This is a genomic window from Ktedonobacter sp. SOSP1-52, assembly GCF_016587395.1.
Map to the genome: position 1 here is coordinate 834,731 of NZ_BNJH01000006.1, position 20,921 is coordinate 855,651.

The 20,921-nt window shown below is 52.9% G+C and carries 26 protein-coding genes and 4 pseudogenes; 15 read left to right on the forward strand and 15 right to left on the reverse strand.

Annotation, left to right across the window (positions count from 1 at the left end; genetic code table 11):
- Positions 1-47 precede the first annotated feature (47 nt).
- Positions 48-302, forward strand: coding sequence for a hypothetical protein (locus JMJ16_RS48925; protein ID WP_236602060.1), 255 nt, complete (start codon positions 48-50; stop codon positions 300-302).
- Between the two features lie 51 nt (positions 303-353).
- Here the strand turns inward: JMJ16_RS48925 and JMJ16_RS48930 are convergent, their stop codons facing one another.
- On the reverse strand, positions 354-1,172 hold the full coding sequence (locus JMJ16_RS48930; protein ID WP_201393498.1) for an IS6 family transposase: 819 nt from the start codon (positions 1,170-1,172) through the stop codon (positions 354-356).
- 149 nt (positions 1,173-1,321) lie between these two features.
- On the opposite strand from JMJ16_RS48930, the gene JMJ16_RS55370 reads away from it, so the two are divergent.
- From JMJ16_RS55370 to JMJ16_RS48940, 3 genes are read left to right on the forward strand one after another with little or no spacing between them, the layout of a single operon-like run.
- The gene (locus JMJ16_RS55370) at positions 1,322-2,287 is read left to right on the forward strand and encodes an integrase core domain-containing protein (protein ID WP_236602061.1); all 966 of its coding nucleotides are present in this window, start codon (positions 1,322-1,324) and stop codon (positions 2,285-2,287) included.
- On the forward strand, positions 2,269-2,637 hold the full coding sequence (locus JMJ16_RS55375; RefSeq protein ID WP_236602062.1) for a hypothetical protein: 369 nt from the start codon (positions 2,269-2,271) through the stop codon (positions 2,635-2,637). Before JMJ16_RS55370 ends, JMJ16_RS55375 begins: the two co-directional genes overlap by 19 nt.
- Positions 2,638-2,658: 21 nt before the next feature.
- Entirely contained in the window at positions 2,659-2,817 is a 159-nt protein-coding gene (locus tag JMJ16_RS48940; protein WP_374229179.1) for a hypothetical protein, read from the forward strand.
- Between the two features lie 11 nt (positions 2,818-2,828).
- Here JMJ16_RS48940 and JMJ16_RS48945 read toward each other — a convergent pair whose 3' ends face one another.
- The 3 genes from JMJ16_RS48945 to JMJ16_RS55385 form a co-directional block, all read right to left on the reverse strand.
- Positions 2,829-3,665, reverse strand: coding sequence for a cold shock domain-containing protein (locus tag JMJ16_RS48945; protein WP_201393500.1), 837 nt, complete (start codon positions 3,663-3,665; stop codon positions 2,829-2,831).
- Between the two features lie 229 nt (positions 3,666-3,894).
- The gene (locus JMJ16_RS55380) at positions 3,895-4,656 is read right to left on the reverse strand and encodes a hypothetical protein (protein ID WP_236602063.1); all 762 of its coding nucleotides are present in this window, start codon (positions 4,654-4,656) and stop codon (positions 3,895-3,897) included.
- 2 nt (positions 4,657-4,658) lie between these two features.
- Positions 4,659-5,255 (reverse strand): transposase, encoded by a 597-nt coding sequence (locus JMJ16_RS55385; protein WP_236602064.1) that lies wholly within the window; start codon positions 5,253-5,255, stop codon positions 4,659-4,661.
- A gap of 579 nt (positions 5,256-5,834) precedes the next feature.
- Between JMJ16_RS55385 and msrA the strand changes: the two genes are divergently transcribed.
- A complete protein-coding gene (gene msrA, locus JMJ16_RS48955; protein WP_201390280.1) occupies positions 5,835-6,317 on the forward strand; it encodes a peptide-methionine (S)-S-oxide reductase MsrA in 483 nt (160 codons plus the stop codon).
- A gap of 180 nt (positions 6,318-6,497) precedes the next feature.
- Entirely contained in the window at positions 6,498-6,722 is a 225-nt protein-coding gene (locus JMJ16_RS48960) for a DUF4277 domain-containing protein (RefSeq protein ID WP_201393503.1), read from the forward strand.
- 56 nt (positions 6,723-6,778) lie between these two features.
- Here the strand turns inward: JMJ16_RS48960 and JMJ16_RS48965 are convergent.
- The 4 genes and pseudogenes from JMJ16_RS48965 to JMJ16_RS48980 form a co-directional block, all read right to left on the reverse strand.
- Positions 6,779-7,441: pseudogene (locus JMJ16_RS48965) on the reverse strand (IS6 family transposase).
- Positions 7,442-7,491: 50 nt separating this feature from the next.
- On the reverse strand, positions 7,492-7,617 hold the full coding sequence (locus tag JMJ16_RS55390; protein WP_236602065.1) for a helix-turn-helix domain-containing protein: 126 nt from the start codon (positions 7,615-7,617) through the stop codon (positions 7,492-7,494).
- 441 nt (positions 7,618-8,058) lie between these two features.
- Positions 8,059-8,448, reverse strand: a complete 390-nt coding sequence (locus JMJ16_RS48975; protein ID WP_007913519.1) for a methionine-R-sulfoxide reductase — start codon at positions 8,446-8,448, stop codon at positions 8,059-8,061.
- Between the two features lie 868 nt (positions 8,449-9,316).
- Positions 9,317-10,057: a 2OG-Fe(II) oxygenase gene (locus tag JMJ16_RS48980; protein ID WP_236602066.1), complete on the reverse strand. Its 741-nt coding sequence runs from the start codon at positions 10,055-10,057 to the stop codon at positions 9,317-9,319.
- Positions 10,058-10,189: 132 nt separating this feature from the next.
- On the opposite strand from JMJ16_RS48980, the pseudogene JMJ16_RS55395 reads away from it, so the two are divergent.
- Positions 10,190-10,754 (forward strand): annotated as a pseudogene (locus JMJ16_RS55395) (transposase); the annotation flags it as partial.
- 228 nt (positions 10,755-10,982) lie between these two features.
- Here the strand turns inward: JMJ16_RS55395 and JMJ16_RS48995 are convergent.
- The 3 genes and pseudogenes from JMJ16_RS48995 to JMJ16_RS49005 form a co-directional block, all read right to left on the reverse strand.
- A complete protein-coding gene (locus JMJ16_RS48995) occupies positions 10,983-12,323 on the reverse strand; it encodes an ISKra4 family transposase (protein WP_201381530.1) in 1,341 nt (446 codons plus the stop codon).
- A 118-nt stretch (positions 12,324-12,441) separates the two neighbouring features.
- Positions 12,442-12,687, reverse strand: coding sequence for a transposase (locus JMJ16_RS55400; protein ID WP_307813443.1), 246 nt, complete (start codon positions 12,685-12,687; stop codon positions 12,442-12,444).
- A gap of 174 nt (positions 12,688-12,861) precedes the next feature.
- Positions 12,862-13,578 (reverse strand): annotated as a pseudogene (locus JMJ16_RS49005) (IS6 family transposase).
- Between the two features lie 201 nt (positions 13,579-13,779).
- On the opposite strand from JMJ16_RS49005, the gene trxA reads away from it, so the two are divergent.
- A complete protein-coding gene (gene trxA, locus JMJ16_RS49010; RefSeq protein ID WP_201390268.1) occupies positions 13,780-14,133 on the forward strand; it encodes a thioredoxin in 354 nt (117 codons plus the stop codon).
- 22 nt (positions 14,134-14,155) lie between these two features.
- Here trxA and JMJ16_RS55405 read toward each other — a convergent pair whose 3' ends face one another.
- Both JMJ16_RS55405 and JMJ16_RS55410 read right to left on the reverse strand, forming a co-directional pair.
- The gene (locus JMJ16_RS55405; RefSeq protein WP_236602067.1) at positions 14,156-14,347 is read right to left on the reverse strand and encodes a hypothetical protein; all 192 of its coding nucleotides are present in this window, start codon (positions 14,345-14,347) and stop codon (positions 14,156-14,158) included.
- A 2-nt stretch (positions 14,348-14,349) separates the two neighbouring features.
- Positions 14,350-14,493, reverse strand: a complete 144-nt coding sequence (locus JMJ16_RS55410; RefSeq protein WP_236600835.1) for a hypothetical protein — start codon at positions 14,491-14,493, stop codon at positions 14,350-14,352.
- A 138-nt stretch (positions 14,494-14,631) separates the two neighbouring features.
- On the opposite strand from JMJ16_RS55410, the gene JMJ16_RS49020 reads away from it, so the two are divergent.
- Together JMJ16_RS49020 and JMJ16_RS49025 are read left to right on the forward strand one after the other, a co-directional pair.
- On the forward strand, positions 14,632-14,937 hold the full coding sequence (locus JMJ16_RS49020) for a hypothetical protein (protein WP_236602068.1): 306 nt from the start codon (positions 14,632-14,634) through the stop codon (positions 14,935-14,937).
- Positions 14,938-15,009: 72 nt separating this feature from the next.
- Positions 15,010-15,378, forward strand: coding sequence for an SRPBCC family protein (locus JMJ16_RS49025; RefSeq protein WP_201393509.1), 369 nt, complete (start codon positions 15,010-15,012; stop codon positions 15,376-15,378).
- A gap of 281 nt (positions 15,379-15,659) precedes the next feature.
- Here the strand turns inward: JMJ16_RS49025 and JMJ16_RS49030 are convergent, their stop codons facing one another.
- Positions 15,660-16,592, reverse strand: coding sequence for a manganese catalase family protein (locus tag JMJ16_RS49030; RefSeq protein ID WP_201393511.1), 933 nt, complete (start codon positions 16,590-16,592; stop codon positions 15,660-15,662).
- A 494-nt stretch (positions 16,593-17,086) separates the two neighbouring features.
- Between JMJ16_RS49030 and JMJ16_RS49035 the strand changes: the two genes are divergently transcribed.
- Positions 17,087-17,371: a hypothetical protein gene (locus JMJ16_RS49035; protein WP_236602069.1), complete on the forward strand. Its 285-nt coding sequence runs from the start codon at positions 17,087-17,089 to the stop codon at positions 17,369-17,371.
- 90 nt (positions 17,372-17,461) lie between these two features.
- Here JMJ16_RS49035 and JMJ16_RS49040 read toward each other — a convergent pair whose 3' ends face one another.
- Positions 17,462-18,628 (reverse strand): IS4 family transposase, encoded by a 1,167-nt coding sequence (locus JMJ16_RS49040; RefSeq protein ID WP_307813444.1) that lies wholly within the window; start codon positions 18,626-18,628, stop codon positions 17,462-17,464.
- A gap of 50 nt (positions 18,629-18,678) precedes the next feature.
- On the opposite strand from JMJ16_RS49040, the pseudogene JMJ16_RS49045 reads away from it, so the two are divergent.
- The 4 genes and pseudogenes from JMJ16_RS49045 to JMJ16_RS55425 all read left to right on the forward strand — a co-directional run.
- A pseudogene (locus JMJ16_RS49045) lies at positions 18,679-19,342 on the forward strand (IS6 family transposase); the annotation flags it as partial.
- Between the two features lie 282 nt (positions 19,343-19,624).
- A complete protein-coding gene (locus JMJ16_RS55415) occupies positions 19,625-20,002 on the forward strand; it encodes an IS110 family transposase (RefSeq protein ID WP_236602070.1) in 378 nt (125 codons plus the stop codon).
- Positions 20,003-20,026: 24 nt separating this feature from the next.
- Positions 20,027-20,377: an IS110 family transposase gene (locus JMJ16_RS55420; protein ID WP_236602071.1), complete on the forward strand. Its 351-nt coding sequence runs from the start codon at positions 20,027-20,029 to the stop codon at positions 20,375-20,377.
- A gap of 46 nt (positions 20,378-20,423) precedes the next feature.
- Entirely contained in the window at positions 20,424-20,876 is a 453-nt protein-coding gene (locus JMJ16_RS55425) for a transposase (protein WP_236602072.1), read from the forward strand.
- Positions 20,877-20,921: the final 45 nt, after the last annotated feature.

Consider the following 20,921-nt stretch of genomic DNA (forward strand, 5'->3'; position numbering starts at 1 on the left):
GAGGGAAGCGGAGGTGATAGAATAGGGGGTGAAAGAAGGAACAGTCAATGGCTCACTTCCAAAAACATCCCCTGCGTGCTTTCAGCAAACAAGAAGAGCGAGAGTTGCAGCGTATCGTCAAGGCCAGCAGTGAACGGATAGACGTGGCGCGGCGAGCCAAAGCGCTGCTGGCAGTAGCGGCCCCGCAGTCTTTTGCGCAGGCAGCATTGGTGGCAGGCTTTAGAGAGGCACGCAGTGTGCGCGAGCTGGTCGAGCGCTTCAATGAGCACGGTCTGGCAGCGCTTTCGATGGATATGTCATAACTGAGAACACAGAAGATCACAAGGCGTGCTTCACCTTCAACCTGAATCTGTTTAGGCAACCAGCAACATGGTTTTCAAGGCATCCAATCGTTGGCAGAAGAGATGACGTTGGTCAGCGAGGGAAACATATTGCTTTCTCGTGGTCCGAAACCGAAAGAACTGGCGTCCCTCGTCATATGCCCTGCAGAAGCGAGAGGCCGATGTGAAGTTCCCAAATCCACGCATCGGATAATAGCGCTGTTTGATCCCACGATGATCTTGCTCCAGGTGGTTATTCAGATAGGCATTCCAGCGATGCATGACCTCGCTGCCGAGAATCTCACGAATCGCACGTGGATAGGAATCATGTCCATCGGTCGTTACCCGCTCCGGGGCGTGACCAACCATTGCGATAGCTTGGCGGAAGAACTGCTTTGCTGCCTCCATATCACGTTTCTCACTCAGGCGTGAATCGACCAGATTCCCATCACGATCGAGAGCGCGATAGAGATAACACCACGTTCCTCGTACGTTGATGTACGTTTCATCGACATACCAGGATCGACCCGCTTGTCCGCGTCGCTTGGTGCGCAGTCTCTCCGCTAGTAAAGGGGCAAAACGAGCTTCCCATTCTCGAACGGTCTCATGTGTGAACACAAAACCGCGTTCCAAAAATATTTCAGCGAGATCACGCAGGCTCAACTTGTAGCGAAGCCGCCACAGGACGACGAGGAGCACGATATCGGTTGGATATTCGAGATAATTGAAGGGAGTACCAGTTCGCTCGTTGAAGGTGCGGTGACATCTCATGCAGGAGAATGTGGAATAGCCGAGTGTCGTTTTCTTGCGCTGTTCTTTCGTGGTTGGGGATGCGCAGTGCGGGCAGTTCATGATGCTCTCCTTATAATGATGTCCTCTAGGACTATCAGTGTATCACAAGACTGATTTCCACAATCCTTGTTCTCAGTCCTGACGTATCCCGACATACACCTCCTCCTGCCTACGATCCCAGCGTTGTGCAGCGCATCATAGAGATTCGTGTGCAGCCCCCTGAGGGCTTGCAGCGTCTCCCTGGACCACGTACGATCTTGTACTACTTACACCGTGATCCCGATCTGCGACGAGAAGGGGCTCGCCTGCCCCGTTCCCCACGAACTATTTGGCGCCTCTTGCATCAAACGGGGCTGCTTGTGGAGCAGGAAGCTCATGAGCATCACCTCCTGCCACGCCCCGGGCCACTACAGGAAGTGCAGGTCGACTTCAAGGACGCTTCCACCGTGCGTCCCGATCCAAGCGAACCCGGCAGCAAGCAGCAGCATGTGGTGGAGATCTGCAATGCCGTGGATGCTGGCACCTCGATCTGGCTCGATGCTCAGGTCCATGCGGACTTTCACGCCGAAACCGCACTGCAGGCCGTCATCAACTTCCTCTTCACCTACGGCTGCCCTCCCATGATGACCTTTGACCATGATCCCAGATGGGTGGGGAGCCGCAGCGGGCGCGATTTTCCCTCTGCGCTGTGCCGCTTTTTGCGGTGCGTGGGAGTTGAGCCACATCTGTGTCCTCCCCATCAACCGAAGAAGAACGCGTTTGTAGAGCGGCTGCATCGCAGCCTCAAAGAGGAGTGTCTGCTGGTCCATCATCCCGGCACTCTGCAGGAGGTGCGCACGGTCACGGCGCAGTATCAGCACCATTACAACCAGAAGCGCCCACACCAGGGGTTCTCCTGCCGCAATCAGCCTCCGCGTGTGGCCTTCCCGACGCTCCCCACCTTGCCACCCTTGCCAGATCCGGTCGATCCGGACGCGTGGCTCCAGGCATTGCATGGGCATGCCCTGGCACGCAAGATCGGTTCGGATGGCTGCGTGACGGTGGATGGGGAGACCTATTCCATCTCGCGGGCTCTCTGCGGGCAACAGGTGACGCTGTTGCTCAATGCCCCGAGCGGGCCCTGGACGTCTGGCTGGGAGACCAGACGATCAAGCAGTTGCCGCTCAAAGGCCTGATCGGGCATCCACTTCCCCTCTCGCGCTCCATCCAGCTGATGCTCGATCAAGCGCGCTCAGAAGAGCGGCAGTTGCGTTCCGTCGGCAGCGGCTGGTCCAGCACACGTTATGGGCCTAGGTGTCGCGAGGGGACGGGAGAGAACGAGAGTACAAGCCCCTGGCGGATCAGCAATCGTCAGTGCGTGAGGAGGCTTCCCTACGTCCTGCTCAGGGAACTGCTGATGGCGCGCATCTTGCTCGTGGTCCCGCTCTCACCCTCTGCCCGCAGGAGCAGGCCTCTTCCTCTCTCCAAAAACGGTTCGGCTGGGCCGTCTACCATTCCCTTGCTCTGGCTGAGTTGGCCTCGATGAGGGAGCCCTTTCTGGGTCTCGATGACGCAAATTCATACACGCTTCTGCCGGGCGTTCGACGAGGGACGCCAGTTCTTCCGGTTTCGTGCTCCCACGAAGCAATGCATTTCTCTTGCCGACCAACGCCGTCTGTTCTGTCAACGCTTGGATGTCTTAAAAGACATGTTGCTGGTAGCCTAAGAAGCACCTCCTCATAGATTGATTTGCTGAATATTCCGTGCGGCCAGGCCAGCCCTCCCCTCGACAATTTCGAATTGCACTGGAACGCCGGCTCTGATCGTGCGGTAGCCCTGTCCAGGAAGCGCCGTGAAGTGGAAGAAGATCTCCTCGCCTGCTTCTTCTCTCACGATGATACCGATCCCCGCGTTGGGGTCAAACCAGCGGACGACTCCTTGGGCTATCGGCAAGCCGTTCTCCCCCAATGCAGGACTTCCCTTGAGCCACTCCTGCTGGGGAATGCGAATCCGCCGCACCTCTGGCGTGTCATACGCCTCGTAGCGATAATCGGAACGGGTTTCCATGATCGCGCGCAGATCCCGTCGCAGCTCTTCAGTCGTGGGGCGGCCCACGAAGTACCAGCCATTATAGATGGCGTGGATGCGCAAGTCTGGCCGCAGCACAAACGTGTACGGCTGCGCACGATAGGCATACTCGCCTTCCGTCTCGTCGAGAATGTTGATCTGTTTGATGACGACCCGCTGTTCATCCGACAAGAACGTCCACTGCGCCCCCAGGCCCGCTCGGAACGCGGCCTGCACGAGCGGTGGATCCGCGCTTACCGCCACGAGCTTGCCATAATTCACCGCCAGTTCGCGTTGGAACTCCACGAGTTGCCGCATCTGCTGCTGGTCACGCGGGCAGAAGAACCCGCGAAAGAAGACCAGGATCAGCGGATACCCGTCCTGGAACCCCAGGTAGGTGTCGAGGAAACTGGGCTTGGTGAAGTGGGAGAGTCGCATGGGCTCGTTCTGGTGATTCGGCAGTTCAAAATCGGGGAACTGGTCATCGAGCCGAAGATTGGTGGTCATAACAGTCTACTCCTTTCCCCTCAATACCGGAGCGGTTGGGATGATTTGGTCACTCTCTCGTAAAGCTTCCCTATCATCCTATCTGGTCTTGCGGACGTACGCAAGGTGACAGGGCGTTTGAACCTGTAGCGATCTGAAAAGACGGCGTGTTTTTCTGTTACACACGCATTGCGTCAAAATGACTCTGCTCAGGTAGACTTTATCCAAATTTTCAAACAACAAGATCTGGCTATGCTGCAAAAGTGAGTGTGTCCACGAGGTGATCAAAAAGCACCCGTGGAATTTGAACGGTGTCGCCTTCATCTGACGACACCGAAAAAAAGGTGGAGGGCCACAGATGCTGGCGGACAAAGGCAAGCGTATCGGAAAAGGTGGGCAAGGCTTTGGTGTACCAAGCCGTCTGACGAATGGGAAAGGGGGGCTTCCCCAACAACTGCTGCGCAAAAATGGTCACGAGCGAAAAGAGGCCCAGGAGAGCAGGTGTGGTGCGCATAATCGCCAGATCCGACCATTGGCGTTGGGTCTCCACGCCCAAATGAGCACGCACCTCGTGAAACGTCACTTCCAGCGTCCAACGCAAGACAAACCACTCGACGATCTGGACTGCCAGTGCCTCTTGATCCGTGCACAGCAAAGCCATCGGCTCGTATTGGCCTTGGGGATCGCGAATGAGCACCCAGCGGATGGCAACTGGAGGAACGGGAGATTGATACCACAGAGCCGTGCCCGTGGCAAGCTCCATCTCTCGCTTGGTTCCTCCATACCAGCAAAGGGTGTGCTTCTTCCATTGTGTGGTGGAAGCGGCGAGGCGAGCAGAAAGCTTGGGCTGGGCTTTGCCTTTGAGAGCATTCCTCCCTCGTTTCCCGGCTTCACGCGCGGCAGCGGGCTCGTACAAGCATGCATCCAGACGCAAGCGTGTGAGGATGCTCGCGCTGGGCAAGCGACTCACGTTCAGCAGCAACGAGAGCACAGCATAGGTGCCATCAGCCACGATCACCAGGCGTCGTGCAGGCAGCCAGCCAGCGAGTGACTTGCAGGATCATCTGCCAGGCCCAATCCGTAATGGTTTTGTGTCGCATGTTGCGTTCTTCGTGATAGCGCTCCGATGGAGCCAGCGCGGTCAAAAAGGGCAAGGCCCAGACCCGCTGTGCCCAGGGAATTGGCGTGAGCAGCAGTATCGAGATCCAGCGCAACCCATTTGTTGCGCACAAAGAACTCTTTGCTCGAACGAACGGGATCACGATAGACCCCGCGTGCCGCAATCTTGCGACCTCGTCGGCGCTCGATAGTTTCGTCGATCCCCAGGATCACTGGCTCAGTTGCGGCAACAAACAGAGACACCAGCAGCACCAGCAGGCGGCGACTGAGTTCTCGCGAGGACCAGATGGCACGACTAAGCACACGGTGATAGTTCTGGAAGTGCTTTTCCTCGGCACATCCCATCACGCGCAAGATGGCGGTAACCGTTCGCTCACCAGGAGCCAAAATCGCCCCAATCAGCAGCACTTTGGCCCATTCCCAAATCCTTTCGCTAAAAGCGGTTTCAAAGTGGCGCAACACGTGTATAATCCTTTTAGGCAGCGTCTGCATCTCGCTTTTTTCCTTGGTAAGAATTTTGAGAGAAGCTTACTCTGCCTTTCGTTTTTTGTCTAGTAATTGGATAAAGTCTACCTGAGTGTATACGAAGAATATATGTCGCTGATTGTACTCGTATCTCATGCGTTTTGACAAGAAAAATGGCTCTATCATCCACGATAACCCAATTTACGAACAGATGTGCTAAGTAGCCAGCACAGGGATATAATAGTGGTAGACCAGTGGTCATTGGAAAAAGAGATCCCTATAAGTTATACACGAAAAATCTCTTTTTGTCTGTGAAATAGCCAACATTGCTTGCAAATACAAGCTGCGTGCAACGTGTTCTTATAAGAGACCACTCGCCACTACGTGGCTCGCCGGATTTATAGTGTGTGATGGCGGGCTGGCGCACCAGCCCGCCATCACACACTATAAATCCACACGAAGCACCGCAGGTATATAAGAAGCATGAACAAGAATGTTGCATATACAGCCCCTGCTGAGAACTAAAGGCCATGGGGATTGTTCTAAAAGGTAGAAGTTTATTAGCATATAGCATTTTCAGTTTTCTCTGAAAGGAGCACATACAATATGACACAGTTAGAGAAAGCCACCTTTGGCGCGGGCTGTTTCTGGGGAGTTGAAGAGACCTTCCGTGCTACTAAGGGTGTGACCAATACCGCCGTTGGCTATGAGGGAGGCACCTACGCGAATCCAACCTATCGCGATGTCTGTACAGACCAGACGGGGCACGCTGAGGTTGTAGAGGTAGAGTACGATCCAGCACAGGTCTCCTACGATCAGCTCTTGCAGGTCTTCTGGGAGAACCATAATCCGACCACACTCAACCGCCAGGGTCCCGATGTCGGCACTCAGTATCGCTCGGCCATCTTCTATCACACTCCCGAGCAACAGAAGGAGGCAGAGGCATCTAAGGAGCATATGCAAGCCTCCGGCCGCTATAAGCGCCCTATTGTGACCCAGGTCGTTCCCGCCACCACCTTCTACCGGGCGGAGGAGTATCACCAGCGCTACCTGGCGAAGAGCGGCCTCTCACACTGCCACATTGAATAAAACAGGCAAAAAAGGAGGTGGCGCGCAAAAATGCGCGCCACCTCCTTTTTTGCCTGTTATTTAAGCTCGTCCGACACTTAATGTTCATGCGTATGCGTGTGTCCCACATTCCGCAGGGTAATTGACAGAAAAACTGAAATTGGATAAGGTAATCTCAGAACGAAAAGGAGCAGAAAAAGCATGCAAAGAGCTGAGGATTACCAGAACGAACGTTTGGACCATTTGGGCATTGTGGCAGGCGTGTGCCAGGAATTGGGCCTGGCGCAGTGGTTGGATGCCTTGGAACCCAACCAACAGCGCGTGGTCAGTTACGGGACCTCCACTGTCGCCATGCTTCTCAATGGATTGGGCTTTGCCAATCGTCAGGGTATTGTCAACTTATTGAAAGAATGGAAGAGCTTGTAAAAAAGAAGGATGAGGGAAAGAAAAGAGGGAGAAGAAGAGGAGTGGACGATGCAGTGTTATGCCGTAGTTTTTGTTTCGGTTACCTCATTCCAGATCTGGAATCGGGTCTGTAAAATGGCACGGTATTCCTCAGCACTCAGACAGTGTCTTCGTGGTTGGAAATGGCCAGCGATGAGGCCGAAAGCCGAGAGAAAGCGTTGTGCGTGTTTGGCTGATTTGAAGCGCCGCATCTTCTTTTCACGGAGCCGTGTGGGCTGATGCGAATTTTCCGCTCGATTGTTCAATCCTTTGTGCTGCCGATGCTCCACGCCAGGCAGGATCTCACGTTTCGCTCCTCCATAACTCTTCAGTTTATCTGTGATGATCACGCGTGGCACGTAGTGCAGCCTTTTGAGGAGCTTGCGGAAGAACTTTTTGACCGCATGCTTGTTGCGTCGGCTCTGAACAAGGATATCCAGCACGTTGCCGTACTGATCAACAGCTCTCCACAAATAATGGGTTTTGCCATTGATTTTCATATACACCTCGTCCATATGCCATGTGTCTCCCGTCTTCGCCCGAAGACGACGCCGTTCATTGGCATACGTGTGTCCAAATCGATGGCACCACTGACGCACTGTTTCCTACGTCACCACGATTCCGCGCTGCGCCAGAAGCTCTTCTACATCGCGAAAGCTGAGCGAGAAGCGGAAATACAGCCACACTGCGTGGCTGATAATTTCAGGTGGGAATCGAAAGCCTTTCTAGCTTAGAACAGTGGGGGTTGTTTTCATAAAGCTATTCTAACACATTGCTCAGCTACGTTCCCAAGTTGACAATACCCGCCTGCGGCACGAGCAAGGGCGTTGGCCTGCTCAGGGATGGGATGCAGTCTGACCTTATGGGCGCGAATCATGCGGTTCTGCTCTTTCTCTTGCCTCCTATTTTCTTCAGTATAGGACGAACGTTCTCATCTGTCAAGAAGCTCGAAAGTGTGGCGTCTTGCCCACGGTTGGTCCCTTTTTCCCACTTTTTTGGGAACAGTTGCATTCTCTTTCCGTGGACAGGCGTAGCTTTCATGTGTTCGCCAAGGAGATCCAAATTGTTTCTTCGCCTCTCGCCACTTGCTTGTGGGCAAGTGGCCTGTGGTCGGCTCCGACAGGAACGGTCTATCATCAGGTGGCACGAGCGTCAAGGCTGAGAGCAACAACTCAATGTGCTCTTTCTAGAAGGAGAATAATAAACATGAGAACCGTTCTTTTTCCGGGTGAATGTCCCTGTTTTTTTGAGGGAGCAAGCACTGAATAACAGGCTCACTTTCCTTTTCGTGAGCCTGTTATTCGCCGGTAATATACTCCTATTTCTCTTTCGAGAGCATTGCAGGCAACGCATGATCTTTTGAAAAGAAACGGATAGACAGAGAATTGACACAATGGCGCGTATTCTTTGAGGTTAACTGCTCTCCCACAAAGACATGTCCCAGGTGAGCACCGCAGTTGGCGCATTCGATTTCCGTTCTTCTCCCATCGGGATCGGGAACCCGTTTGACCGTGTGGGGGTAATCCTCATCGAAGCTCGGCCATCCACAGCCTGCATCAAATTTGCTTTTCGAGGAGAAAAGCGGCGCGTTGCATTGGCGACACACAAAGGTTCCTTCTTCGTAAAAATGATCATACTCCCCGCTAAAGGGAGGTTCTGTCCCTTTGCCAAGAATCACGCGTTGCTCTTCAGGCGTTAATGGATTCATATTTCATTCCTCTCATTGATGTGTCGAACTGAACAGCGTGGTGTCAGCACTCAAGACCAGCGCATACCACAGATGCAGACCACACCACTCTTTTTGTGAATGCGGTTCTAGCGAACGCGCCCTCCCAACCACCCTCTGGTTCCGCCACGAATCATCATACTCCATCTGGGAACATATGCCAATGCTTCTGAGCATCCCATCAGAAGGAAGGGGGTTGGAGCCTTGTCTCAGCTTGTCTTCATGCAGGCCAAGAAAGAGTCAAAATCATACTCGCGGGTGTGATTATTCGTGGCGGAATGTGGCTGAACGTGTCAGGGTGATTATTGGGAGTCAGGCGAAAGGGGCAGAATAATTATCGATGCCATATGGCCGGGGTGTCCATTCCAGGATGGCTTCTGTAAGTTTTGATAGACACCTTGAGTCAGACCCAACCACTACCCATATATGGCTTGCCCCACGTTAATAAAGAATTTAATTATTGTTTGCTTATACACTGGTTGAGTATGGAGACAGAACCAAAGATGGTATTGATTGTCATACCCCAGATGTTGATGGTAGTGGTGGAGAGCGTGTCGCACTGTTTTCGAGAGGGGATGGTCGTGAGTGTTCTCTGCTGGCAAGGAGAGGCCGCGTGTCGTGTTGGTTGGAGGGTGAGAATAAAACATCGGTCCAGCGGTCCTGTCGCGGCCAGATCGAAGCGTCTGCTACCGCTAGCGAATCAAGGAGGAGGAGCAGCAGCAGCCGCAGTTCTCCCCAGACGGCTGGCCGTCTGAACGGATGACTCATAGGCATATGTGTTATCATTTTAAGATACTGTAGAGCGCCGAAGAAAAAGCCCTCGCATTGATTAACTGACAATTACTACAAGCTAGGATGTGTAGTTCGGGTCTGATGAGACAGGCTTTTGCGAGTATAGATACTGATCTAGCGCTTGCTTTGATAGATACTGATCTTTATAATTGTCAAAAGCCATAACGATATTGACACGCTCCTGTTCGCCCTGCACTGGTCGCACACTATGCAGGCAACGATTGCCGCGAAGCGCCACCATGCGCCCCTGAGCGGGTTTCACAACGATCTTCTTGCCAAAAAGCTGGCGTACCACATTCAATTGCACGAACCAGTCCAGCCAGCGTTGCAAAAAGGCCGGGCCTCTTCCTTTCAGATAGATCCTGAATAATGGATAGACCTCGATCTCGCCCCCACTTACCTCATTGAGGTAGACCAGCACCGTTACGGCATTGCGATCATAATGCCAGCGGTAGGTGCCACCAGCGGGAGTGACGTTGATGTTGACGCCCACCAGCTTATCTTTCAATGGTGTCATGTCGTCGCTACTGATTCTACGCACGAAGTCAGTCAGTTGCCGGTAAAACTGGTCAATCTCAGGGATACCGCTTTCAATCTGTTGCCCATTGATTACTTTATAATGCAGTGGATGACCACGCACGGCACGGTGAATGAGCTCCAGATCCTGGTTTTGCTGAAGCTGGGCGACAAGATCAAGAAAATGAGTGCATTGTTCAGGAGAAACAAAATTTTCTTGAATCAGGTATCCCTGTTTGAGAAAATTTGTATGCAATTTAGGCTTCTCTGCAACTATAGACATCTACCCTCCTAATAAAAATATGCTTACGACGAAATAAGATTTCTTACGAACCAGTATACTAGTACCAGAAAACTGGACAGGGAGTAAGATAAAATAGCTGTATCGAGGAAGTGCGATTCAGGAGGAAATAAGATGACTGGACAACGCAAACGATACAGCGCCGATTTCAAAGCGAAAGTGGCATTGGAAGCTATTCGAGGTCAGAAAACCACCAATGAGATTGCTTCAGAATATCGAGTGCATCCGACACAAATTACCCAGTGGAAGAAGCAAGTGCTCGATGACCTCCCCTCCCTGTTCGCACAGCCACCTTCTGGGCAAGAGAAGAAGGATGAAGTACTCATCGCCAACCTCTATCAGCAAATCGGTCAGCTTAAAGTAGAGGTTGACTTTCTCAAAAAAAAATCAGGCCAGCTCCGTTGAGCAGAAGCGTCAACTGATCGAACCAGATCATCCGACACTCAGCATTGTGCGTCAGTGTGAACTCTTGAATCTGGCTCGTTCGAGCTACTATTACGAGCCCCTCCCAGAAAGCGTGGAGAATCTGCTGCTCATGCGGCTGCTTGATGAGCAATACACGCGGACGCCATTTTATGGAACCCGAAAGATGACAGCTTGGCTCCATACTCAGGGCTATCCCGTCGAGCGTAAACAGGTGAGGCGGCTCTTGCGCACGATGGAGTTAGAGACCATCTATGAGGCCATGCAGGTTGTTTGTAAAGATAAAGGCGGGAAATCTCAGCAATAAAAGCCCAGGACGAGGAGAGAAAAAGGCTCGTTCAGAAGAGAGAAAACGCATTTTTCAAGGAATAAGAAGGGAAAGTAGCAGAAAAACACAACAAACCTCCCTCAAGCAGCCAAGATAAGCAAGCTGCTTGCTTCTTTACCCCTCTCTTGGGTAGTGCCCAAAACCGGGGGCTGTTGGCTACACAAATGCTCGATGCGATGGTTCGCGCGGCCAATCGGTATTGAGAAAGGTGGTTCGCAAGGCCACCAGTGCCGTGGCATTGGTTCGTTTCCATCTCATGCCTCCTCGTTTCATGCGGCGATTGATGACCAGAGACACCGCTCGCTCGATAACACCACTGCCCACCGGATAGCCTGCCTGTCTCCACGCCTCATAGGACCCTATCCAATCGCGTTGATGTTCCAGATAGGTCAGAGCTGCTTCCAAGGCTTTGCCTTCTCCCTTCTCTTGCCAACTTTGCAGCCGCTTGATGGCTGGGTCCACCTCGCCATGCCAGAGCCAATCTTTGATCTGTGTCCTCTCTTGCGTGAGCCAGGTCTCGGGATGCTGCTGCTCACGTTGTGTCTCGCGGATGGCTTTGCGTACCACGCGCCAGAGGTGGAACCAATCGAGAATATGCGTGGCCCTGGCAAAATGCCGCTGCGCTTCCTGCTTGATCCACTGGGCTCCATCAGCCACCACCACGCTGCTCTCCTCATCCAATCCAACCTCACGTGCCGCTGCCTCGGCCAAGGAGCCCAAGGCGTGAGAAGGGGCAAAGGTCGCCACATAGCGTCGTTGCATCCAACGAGCTCGCTTGTGAGGAGGACCCAGTCGCTTGCCTTTCGCACTGCGCTTGGCGAGCTCATACCAGGTCAACTGGGAAGGATCGGGCTGCGCTTTGGGCTCTTGCACCTGCTTGTTGCAGGCGAGCACAGCCACTTTTCCTTCCATGCCTCCTGCTTGCTCGCAACTGTGCGTCCAGCCCCCATCTATGCCAGCCACGCCCGCTTCGCCCTTCTCTTCTTTGGGGGCCGAGGCTACCACCTCTTCAGCATGCTGCTGTTGGGCGTGAGCCTGCTGATTGCCTTGCTGCATGGTGAGCTGACGTACTTCTTCGGCGCTGATGTGAGCCCCACACAAGCGCTCCATGAGCTGAGCGGCATGTCGATAGGGCCAAGAGGAGCCTGCAAGTACGGCGGCTTCTCGCAAGCCAGGGCTCACCTGTTGCCCACGCAGATCACGCAAGAGACGACGAGCGGGGCACCAGCGATGCAAACAGTGTTGACAGCGGTAGCGCCGTAAGGCCAGCCGGATCCGACCAAAGACGAGCAGCAGCGTTCGACCAACCGTTCCTTCCACGCGCACCTCGTCTCTTCCACATGTGGGACACCGTCGCTGATGCTGCTCCCACTCTTTGATGGCTTGTTGCAAGGCTTGACACATGCTTTCGTGTCCTTGAGTCACAATGGCTTCTTCCAGGTCCGCAAGGCTGCTGCTTGCAGAAAGGTCAAACGTGAGCGATACTTGGAGATGCATGAGGGTCTTCTCCTTTAGGTTTCCGGATTTCATCGTTCTGTTTCCTAGTACGGAGAAGGCCTCATTTTTTCTTCAACCCCCAGTTTTGGGCACAACCCCCCTCTCTTGTGCTTAGCTATTATGAAACCGGAATGCGGGGTAAATGAATGTCCTGCATAGTGGCCCAAACAATCGTGAGGCAACTGGTCTCTGTTGTAAAAGCGCCAATTTGGTCAGTGCGTTGCCGAACATTGCTGAAAAAGCTCTCAATCGCATTGGTGCTGCGAATGTAGCGATGCATCACTGGCGGAAATGAGTAAAATGTCAGAAGATGCTCTTCGCATTCACAGATGCTCGTATGGCTTCTGGGTAGCGTTTCTGGTATTTGGCTTTAAAAGCAGTTAGATTGAGCAGCGCGTCCTCTTTCTTCTCCTGCTTCCAGATCCCTCCCAGTTCAGTCGCGACGACATTGTCAACTTATTTGTCGGATTGCAGATTATTGCTGAGTTATAAAGAGGAGAGATACCGAAGACAGTGAAAGAGAGGGAAGATTTGGCTGTTATGCGATGCGTTTCCCTGCGGTTATCTCGTTCCACTCCAGGAATCTGCCCTGTAAAATGGCACGATATTCCCTGGAGCTCAGGTGGTGCCTGCGTGGCTGGAAATGCCCAGCGATGGGTCCGAAGGCTGAGAGAAAGCGTTGGGCTTGCTTGGCCGATGTGAAGCGCCGCATGTTCTTCTCTCGTAGCCGTGTCGGTTGGTGGGAATTTTCCGCTCGATTGTTCAATCCTTTGTGCTGCCGATGCTCCACGCCAGGCAAGAGCTCGTGTTTCGCTGCACTATAGCTCTTCAATGTATCGGTAATGATCACTCGTGGGACATATCGCAACCTTTTGAGGAGCTTGCGGAAGAACCTTTTGGCCGCGTTCTTGTTGCGTCGGCTCTGCACCAGGATATCGAGGACGTTACCATACTGATCAACAGCTCTCCACAGATAATGGGTTTTGCCATTGATTTTCATATACACCTCGTCCATATGCCATGTGTCTCCCGTCTTCGGGCGAAGACGACGCCGTTCATTGGCATACGTGTGTCCAAATCGATGGCACCACTGACGCACTGTTTCCTACGTCACCACGATTCCACGCTGCGCCAGAAGCTCTTCTACATCACGAAAGCTGAGCGAGAAGCGGAAATACAGCCACACTGCGTGGCTGATAATTTCAGGTGGGAATCGAAAGCCTTTGTAGCTTGGAACAGTGGGAGGTGTTTTCATGAAGCTATTCTAGCACATTGTTCAGCTACGTTCCCAAGTTGACAATACCCTTGCTATCAATCTTAGTATATCCCTGACTATTGCTCTCATCAGCGAAAATATATAAAAGTAGCTACCACTGGTTGTGCTAGGTTCCCGAACAGATAAAAGCAGAGCAAATAACGGTTGCAGAGATAATATATCCAGACAGGAGGGTACCTCATGAGCATACACTCCAATCTTTTTACTGTGAATGACCAGGCATTCCAAAAGTTTATTAACCAGCCTGATCAGCCCGTCATTATAGATTTCTGGGCGCCCTGGTGTGGGCCCTGTCGTGCTATCGCTCCTGTCTTTGAGCGCTTGAGCGATCAGTATCAGGGGAAACTGCGCTTTGCCAGAATGAATATTGACGAGAATCCCAATGCTGCTCAGACTCTCGGCATTCAAGCCATTCCTACACTGATCGTTTTTTACAAAGGGAACGTGGTTGAGCGCATCGTTGGTCCAAATCCTGCTCAATTGCAGTCTGTGATTGATCGCATTCTGGCGAAGATATCAGGCTCGGTTTCCTGATTGGCTTATAGTGCTCCATTCCTCAAAGGCGATAACAAAAGAGGCGACGCAAGTGGCGGCGCCTCTTGGGGGGCCATCCCCAAATCCAAGGCTTCGCTCGGTTGTTGAGTTGGGTCGTGCCCGCCTGCATGGCTTGTTCGATCTCATCGGCGTTGGCGAAGCTCTGGCCGGCGAGCGCATCACGGCGGAACAAACGCCACCAGCCTTCTTGCAAGTTCAGCCAACACGCGCCTTTCGGATGAAGACATGCTGGAGACGCGGATGCTCTGCCAGCCAGGTGTGCGTCTGCAGGCTATTATGACTGCTCAGATTATCGGTAATGAGAAAAATGTCGCCAGCGGGGTTGTCCGTTTCGATCATTTTCAGCAATTCGATGTAATTGGTGGAGTTGCGCGAGGCGGCACACCGCGAGAGCTCTTTCGGCTGATTGACTCTTTGTCGTTATCATGTTATATTGTTATAAATATAACATGATAACGACACCTGAAAGGGAGAAATATGATGGGTCAGATTGAAGAAAATGCCAGTCAGCATGGACGGACTATTCCCGTTGAGCGGGTGCAAATTGGCGCACGCATGGAAAAGAACTTGGTCAAAGTCCTTAAAGCTCTGGCAGAATATTTTGACGTCTCTCTTGGAGATTTGCTTGAAGGGATAGTTTTACATGCTTTCGAGCAAAAACATCCTTTTGGAGAGGAAACCCTCAAACGCATTGCGCAGCTCAAGGAAGTTTATGGGATGGACTATGATGCTAGCGCCAGCCATCGATTTATCGAGCAGACTGCACACAATGAACCATCCTGATACCATATGTTCATTCCCTGCTATCAACTCTTCCTCTTCATGTGAAGGTGATTTCGAAAGGAAACGATTGCTATGTCGGCTTTTATCGCTCAACGGGTCACACGATCTCATACTATTTATCTGCCTGCCGCTCCTCATAAGGTGTTTCCCTTATTTTCTCCGCTTGGTGAGAAGCACTGGGCACATGATTGGGATCCTGAAATGCTCTATCCTTCCTCTGGAGGAGCTCAGGTCGGCACTGTCTTCACGACCCAACATGCCAACAAACCAACTCAGATTTGGACCATCATTGCGTATGCTAACGAACAAGCTCAGGTGAGCTATCTCAATGGTATTGTCAACTTAAAAAATTTCGTTGATGAGTTTTCACCATATCGATGCGACATTCGCCGAGATTCTTTAGAAAACACGGTTAGAAATAGGGCGTCACCCCCACTTTGAGGTCTGTTTCTCCTATATAATCTCTGCAATTTTGCTTAAGTTGACAATACCGCCCTCCCTCATTGGTACTATTTCACTCGTATGCTCGTTGATTGATAAGAGGCGCTTGAATTTCGGTTCCCAACAACGAGCTCAATGAATGGATGCGCCGCCTCCTCTCCATTCGTTAAAATCGTGTGATGCGGGATCCCCTGGCTTGAGACATGGAGTTCCCATGTCTCACTCCCCTTTCTGGTTAGCATTGCGTGCTTGACACTTCCCCGATAAAGCGTGGGGAGATGTCAACGGCTTTGCCTGGCTACCTGCAATACCTGCTCAGCCATTGCCTCGATGTCGCGTGAGAGACCTGGGGCAAACTCTTCCGGCCTTGCTTCACCTGGAGTGAACGGTACTCCCTCAGGAGCCTGTGCCGGCACCTGCAATGTGCCTCCATTATGCTCACTTGTAGTTGAAGGCGCCTTGCCAGTGACGATCTTCGCCATTTCTGAATTGTCCAGGCGCCAGTGGTATTGCTGGTTGTGAAGACCCTTCTCCATCAAGTGCTTCACTTCAGGGAACTTGGTTGCGTCGAAGTTTGGAATAGGAAGCAATTTATTCCAGTTCACGCCAAGCGTCTCCAGCGCTTTGGCAAAGACATTCTCATGCGCGTGATCACGTACAATCAGATATGAGATGGTAGAACGCGCCGTCTTATTCTCAGTCATTTCATACATACGACACTTCTGGAGGCGGCCGGTGCTTTCTAACATCAGGTTATAGAGCAGGTCTAATGACAAGTTGCCGCTATTATAAACGTATGAGCCAGACCAGGGATTGCCTGCGGCATCCACCGGCATCGCCCCCTGAGCAGCGACCAGGAAATGATGGATGTTGCCATGTCCCTGACCATTACGATCCATAGCAATCTTGAGCGGAGTGCCATTACCCGAATCGCCCATCTCCTTGCCCTGGTAACGCGGTGATCCATCAACCAGTCGGTTAATGGTGGTGGCAATCAACTCAACATGGCTAATCTCTTCAATACCTACGCCCTGAATCAGGTCAAGATATGGTTTGGCTTTGCCGCGAAAATTAAAGCTCTGAAAGAGGTACTGCATCATGGTGCGCATTTCACCGAATTGGCCCCCCAATCCCTCCTGAAGCGCATTTGCCGCTGCCGGATCTGGCTCGTCAGGCAAAATCTCATTGATCAGCTTCTGTACATGAAAGAACATCTTTTTCTCCTTGTTATCTCGTAAACAATATCAAACACTTCTCTTCTTGGGTGTTTGATATTACTCTTCTATCATATGCTCCATCAAAATTTATCAGTACCTATCACCAGACCTGTGCCAGGATGCCGTTGAAGACTCGATCCCCAAATAAGGCAGGGGTATCTAGAGGCGAGGGGCTGATGAAACATCAGCAAGAATGTTCCATAGCCGTTCTTAGGAGTTCAATTTTGTGGAGAATCTGCCCATTCTCCAACAGACCTTCGCGGAAATGATGGAGAATCCACGGTATTGTCAACTTAAGCAAAATTGTAGAGATTATACAGGAGAAACAGACCTCAAAGTGGGGATGACGCCCTATTTCTAACCATGTTTTCTAAAGAATCTCGGCGAATGTCGCGTCGATATGATGAAAACTCATCAACGAAATTTTTTAAGTTGACAATACCATATTAAGTCAGTCAGCTCAAGAAAAAGCGGGAGTGGCATTTGTGCTGGTGAGTGACACAGGAGCCAATGAAACCTATGCCTGGATTACTCTGCTTCAGCAGGAAGATAAGATCGCCATCACTATGCCCATTCTTGTCGCCCCACGCCTTTCAACCAGCCTGGTCATGACATATAATCCACGAGGACTCACACCTTACTACTGTTTGCTTGATGCGAAGGGAATAGTACAATCACGTGGTCCTGTTGGTATGGGTGATTGGCCCACACTTGAACATGAGTGGCAAAGTACTTCAGGCTCAAAGCGCCTCTCGCGGCTGAATCAATACTGGTAAGGTTTGTACGAGAACTCATCGAGGCCTGGTTATCAGATTATCGAAACGCGCCGTAAACCCCCTAGCTTTAGCCTGACAAGTGTACACAAATTACGAAGGAGAAAGAGAAGCCGCCAGATGAACGCCTTGCAACACCGTCTGAACATAGATCCATCCTCGCCACAAGGTCTTCCAGCCAGGTGGTCCATCGCTCTTACGGTTAAAGTAGCCTCCCAAGCTGGCGATGGTGTGCCATAGCTCATTGGCAGTCATCTTCGCGGTTGGGCGTTTCACCAAATGAGCAACCACCTGCACGACTTCGTTGCTGAGGACCTGAGTGGCATCTGTTTGGGGAGCCGTCTGCGCGATTTCGCGCAACGCCAACAACCGCAAGGCCATGGGCGTCACCATGCCCAGCAGTCGCATCAGAGCCTCGACACTGCGCATCTGTCGAGCTTCGATCTGGCAGCCCGTTTTGAGCGCGTGATGGAAGTCTTCCGCCAGCCAGCGCCACGCATACCAATGGGTTCGTTGCCACGCCTGCTGCGGGCCATCCACGGGAATCGTGGTGAGCAGCATCCATTCCAAAGGCTCGGCTCCGACAGGCGGCTTCGGCTCCCAAACGCGCACTACCCACAGGGGCAGTTCTTGCTTGTCCCACGAGGCACCGTGCAGTGGCGGTTGGACGAGGACCAGCGCCCAACTCACCTGCAACAAGGCATCGCGAGCTGGGCGCCGGTGCTCAGCTTGCACATGCATCACCTGAGCATCTTGGGCGGGCGGGCTTTGGGCCAGGGTTTGCAGATGCTGCAAGATCTTTCCGGCTTCCTGCTGATCGGCTGGCAACCGCACCAACCGATCCTGGCAGATGCGGATCACGAAGTCGCATTCCAGATGGCGGCAGACTTCCCAAAAAGTGAAGAGGTCGGCTCCGCTGCCTCCCACATGCACCCAGTGGTGGGAAGCAGGAGGCAAGCCAATCAGCTGGGCACTCTGTTCCCAGACCTGCGATTCACGCGGCCGGTAGTGCCGGTGTGTCCGTGTTTCGTGCTCTGGGGCCGCTTGCCGAACCCAGGGATACTGGTACGCGCAGCCTAGAATCTGCTTGGCGTCGGCATCGACGGCCGTAATCATGTGGACGTAGAAGCCGCGTCCGCGTTCTCCCTGCCCAACCGGACCCACTCCCCTCGTGCTGAGATGCTTGGTCAGGTTAATTTCGGTCGCGTCCCCAATGAGCAAGGTTCTGTCAGAACGCAGAGAGAGGCTTGTCCTGGAGATCGTCTGCGAGGTATGCTAAAAACCTTTACCGACCGGAGAAGGAGTGCTTCATGCCTTGCCCACACTGCGCCTCAGTCACGACCAAAGAACAAACCCAGAAGACCAGGCTCGGCTATCGGATGTTTCGTTGCTCTCCTTGTAAGCACCTCTTCAACGAGCGGACAGGAACTCCGTTCAACTTCCTGGAATATCCCACCGATGTGGTCCTTCTGGTTGTCCTGTGGCGGCTCCGGTAGAAGTTGAGCCTGCGAGATCTCGCTGAAATGTTTCTTGATCGAGGCTTAACGTTCACCTATGAGACCGTTCGGGAGTGGGAGAGGCGATTTGCCCCGCTGATTACAGAGCAATTGCGGGCCAAACGGCACGGACAAGCAGGACAGTCGTGGTACGTGGATGCGCACCTACGTCAAAGTGAGAGGAAAATGGTGTTCCCTCTATCGCGCCATTGACGCACATGGCAACCTGGTTGATTCACGCCTCAGCGAGAAACGGGATATGGAGGCCTCCCAACCGTTTTTCAAGCAGGCACTCGCCGTTATTGGCCATACCCCTGAACGGGTGACAACGGATGGGCACGCCTCCTACCCACGAGCAGTGCGTGAAACGCTAGGCGCTCATGTGCTCCATCGAACCAACAAACATCTCAATACTCGCCTGGAGCAAGACCATCGAGGAGTCAAGCAACGGTATTCTCCCATGCATGGCTCATATAATATTTAGTGGCAGCGGGAGAGCCTTGGTCGTGGCTTGTGGCCTGTGAAAAGCAGTGACCTCCTTCCGAAGACGGCTCCCTATCCGCCAGAGTCTCAAGGGTCTATGAGGCTTGTTGCACCAGACCCAGGTGACCCGAAAGGCACTCACCGGGGTCAGATTGCCCATCCAAGATGAGCAGATGTTTGCTCTGGCTGGTCGGGCTTCCCGCGCACTGCCTCCGGTGAAAGATAGCACCGGAGAGGAGGTCAAGGAAGAGGAAGAACAAAGAAATCGAGGAGGGTTATGGAGACCACTTCAGCAGCCTCCTCAGTCGAGGGGACTGAGATTAAATACGTCTGTGGCATTGACATCGGAAGCCAGTCCTGTTCGGGGTGCATCACCCGTCCTGATAAAAGCGTCGTGGTCAAGCCGACCACGTTTGCTCATGCGAGGGAGGGCTGGAAGTGGTGGGAGGAGAAGCTGAGCCGGTTGGACGCCGCTCCCAGCCAGATTGTGATTGGGATGGAGGCCACCTCCCGCTATCATGAGAATCTTTACCATGAACTGGTGCAGCAAGGCTACCAGATGCGCTTGTTGCATCCTGGGCAAATCCATCATTTTCATCAGCAACGGGGATTGCGCGCCAAGACTGACCGGTTGGATGCCATGACCATTGCCTGAGCTCTGCTCAGCGGAGAAGCGCGAGTGGGCTATATCCCTGGCGAGCAAGTCGCTGCCTACCGGGAACTCGTGCGCTTGCATGCGCAGCTCAGCGAAGAGGCAGCTCGCTATGAAAATCAAATCCAGGCAGTGGTGGTGGTGCTGTTCCCCGAGTTCACGCAGGTGTTTGCTGACCCCTGCGGACAGACAGCTCTGGGGGTGCTCAAAGCCTATCCACATGCTCAGGCAGTGGCTGAGGCAGGCCCAGAAGCGGTGTACCAGGTGTTGCGAATGGTGCCCACCTCTCATTTTGGGCCTCCCACCGCGCAGAAATTGGTGGCCCTGGCGAAAGCTTCGGTGAGCAGTGGCCGCGCTCTTCCGTGGTCGTGCCAGTAGTTTACGCATCCTCTGCGATTAGTTGGAGCATACGCAGGCCAATCTTTTGCAGTTGGAGAAGGAACTCGAACAGCTCATCACGATTGATCCAGGAACCAAAGGACTGCAACAGATGCCAGAATTGGGTCCCACAACCATCGCAGTGTTACAGGCAGAACTGGGAGAGGTGGATCGCTTTGCCTGTACGGATCAGGCCATCGCTTACGCGGGTATGGATATTAAAATCAAAGAGAGCGGGCAGTGGAAAGGCCAGGCCAAATTGTCCAAACAGGGAAGTGGGCTCTTACGTCAGATGCTCTCCCTCGCTGCCCTGCGCAGTATCCACCTGGAAGGCTCTGCCTTTGGGGCGTACTATCGGCATTTAGTCAAGCGTGGCCTCGCCAAGATGTCAGCACTCATGGCAGTCATGCGCAAGATGGTTTCAGTAGCAACATCCTTGATGCAGACTGGGGAGGACTACGATCCCAGCAAAGTCTGGGTGGGGGCTAAGGGCCCTTAGCCCCCACCCAGATCGGGAGCATACTCAAGCGAGCTGCCTGTCCAG

Excerpts from the sequence above, each read along its gene's own strand:
- JMJ16_RS48960 (WP_201393503.1), top strand. The coding sequence starts at position 6,498 with ATGCAAAGAGCTGAGGATTACCAGAACGAACGTTTGGACCATTTGGGC.
- msrA (WP_201390280.1), top strand. The coding sequence starts at position 5,835 with ATGACACAGTTAGAGAAAGCCACCTTTGGCGCGGGCTGTTTCTGGGGA.
- JMJ16_RS49030 (WP_201393511.1), bottom strand. The coding sequence starts at position 16,592 with ATGTTCTTTCATGTACAGAAGCTGATCAATGAGATTTTGCCTGACGAG.
- JMJ16_RS48930 (WP_201393498.1), bottom strand. The coding sequence starts at position 1,172 with ATGAACTGCCCGCACTGCGCATCCCCAACCACGAAAGAACAGCGCAAG.
- JMJ16_RS49020 (WP_236602068.1), top strand. The coding sequence starts at position 14,632 with ATGATGGGTCAGATTGAAGAAAATGCCAGTCAGCATGGACGGACTATT.
- JMJ16_RS48975 (WP_007913519.1), bottom strand. The coding sequence starts at position 8,448 with ATGAATCCATTAACGCCTGAAGAGCAACGCGTGATTCTTGGCAAAGGG.
- JMJ16_RS48925 (WP_236602060.1), top strand. The coding sequence starts at position 48 with ATGGCTCACTTCCAAAAACATCCCCTGCGTGCTTTCAGCAAACAAGAA.
- JMJ16_RS55390 (WP_236602065.1), bottom strand. The coding sequence starts at position 7,617 with ATGATTCGCGCCCATAAGGTCAGACTGCATCCCATCCCTGAGCAGGCC.
- trxA (WP_201390268.1), top strand. The coding sequence starts at position 13,780 with ATGAGCATACACTCCAATCTTTTTACTGTGAATGACCAGGCATTCCAA.
- JMJ16_RS48995 (WP_201381530.1), bottom strand. The coding sequence starts at position 12,323 with ATGCATCTCCAAGTATCGCTCACGTTTGACCTTTCTGCAAGCAGCAGC.
- JMJ16_RS48945 (WP_201393500.1), bottom strand. The coding sequence starts at position 3,665 with ATGACCACCAATCTTCGGCTCGATGACCAGTTCCCCGATTTTGAACTG.
- JMJ16_RS55385 (WP_236602064.1), bottom strand. The coding sequence starts at position 5,255 with ATGCAGACGCTGCCTAAAAGGATTATACACGTGTTGCGCCACTTTGAA.
- JMJ16_RS49025 (WP_201393509.1), top strand. The coding sequence starts at position 15,010 with ATGTCGGCTTTTATCGCTCAACGGGTCACACGATCTCATACTATTTAT.
- JMJ16_RS48980 (WP_236602066.1), bottom strand. The coding sequence starts at position 10,057 with ATGTCTATAGTTGCAGAGAAGCCTAAATTGCATACAAATTTTCTCAAA.
- JMJ16_RS48940 (WP_374229179.1), top strand. The coding sequence starts at position 2,659 with ATGACGCAAATTCATACACGCTTCTGCCGGGCGTTCGACGAGGGACGC.
- JMJ16_RS55415 (WP_236602070.1), top strand. The coding sequence starts at position 19,625 with ATGGAGACCACTTCAGCAGCCTCCTCAGTCGAGGGGACTGAGATTAAA.
- JMJ16_RS55410 (WP_236600835.1), bottom strand. The coding sequence starts at position 14,493 with ATGATCGAAACGGACAACCCCGCTGGCGACATTTTTCTCATTACCGAT.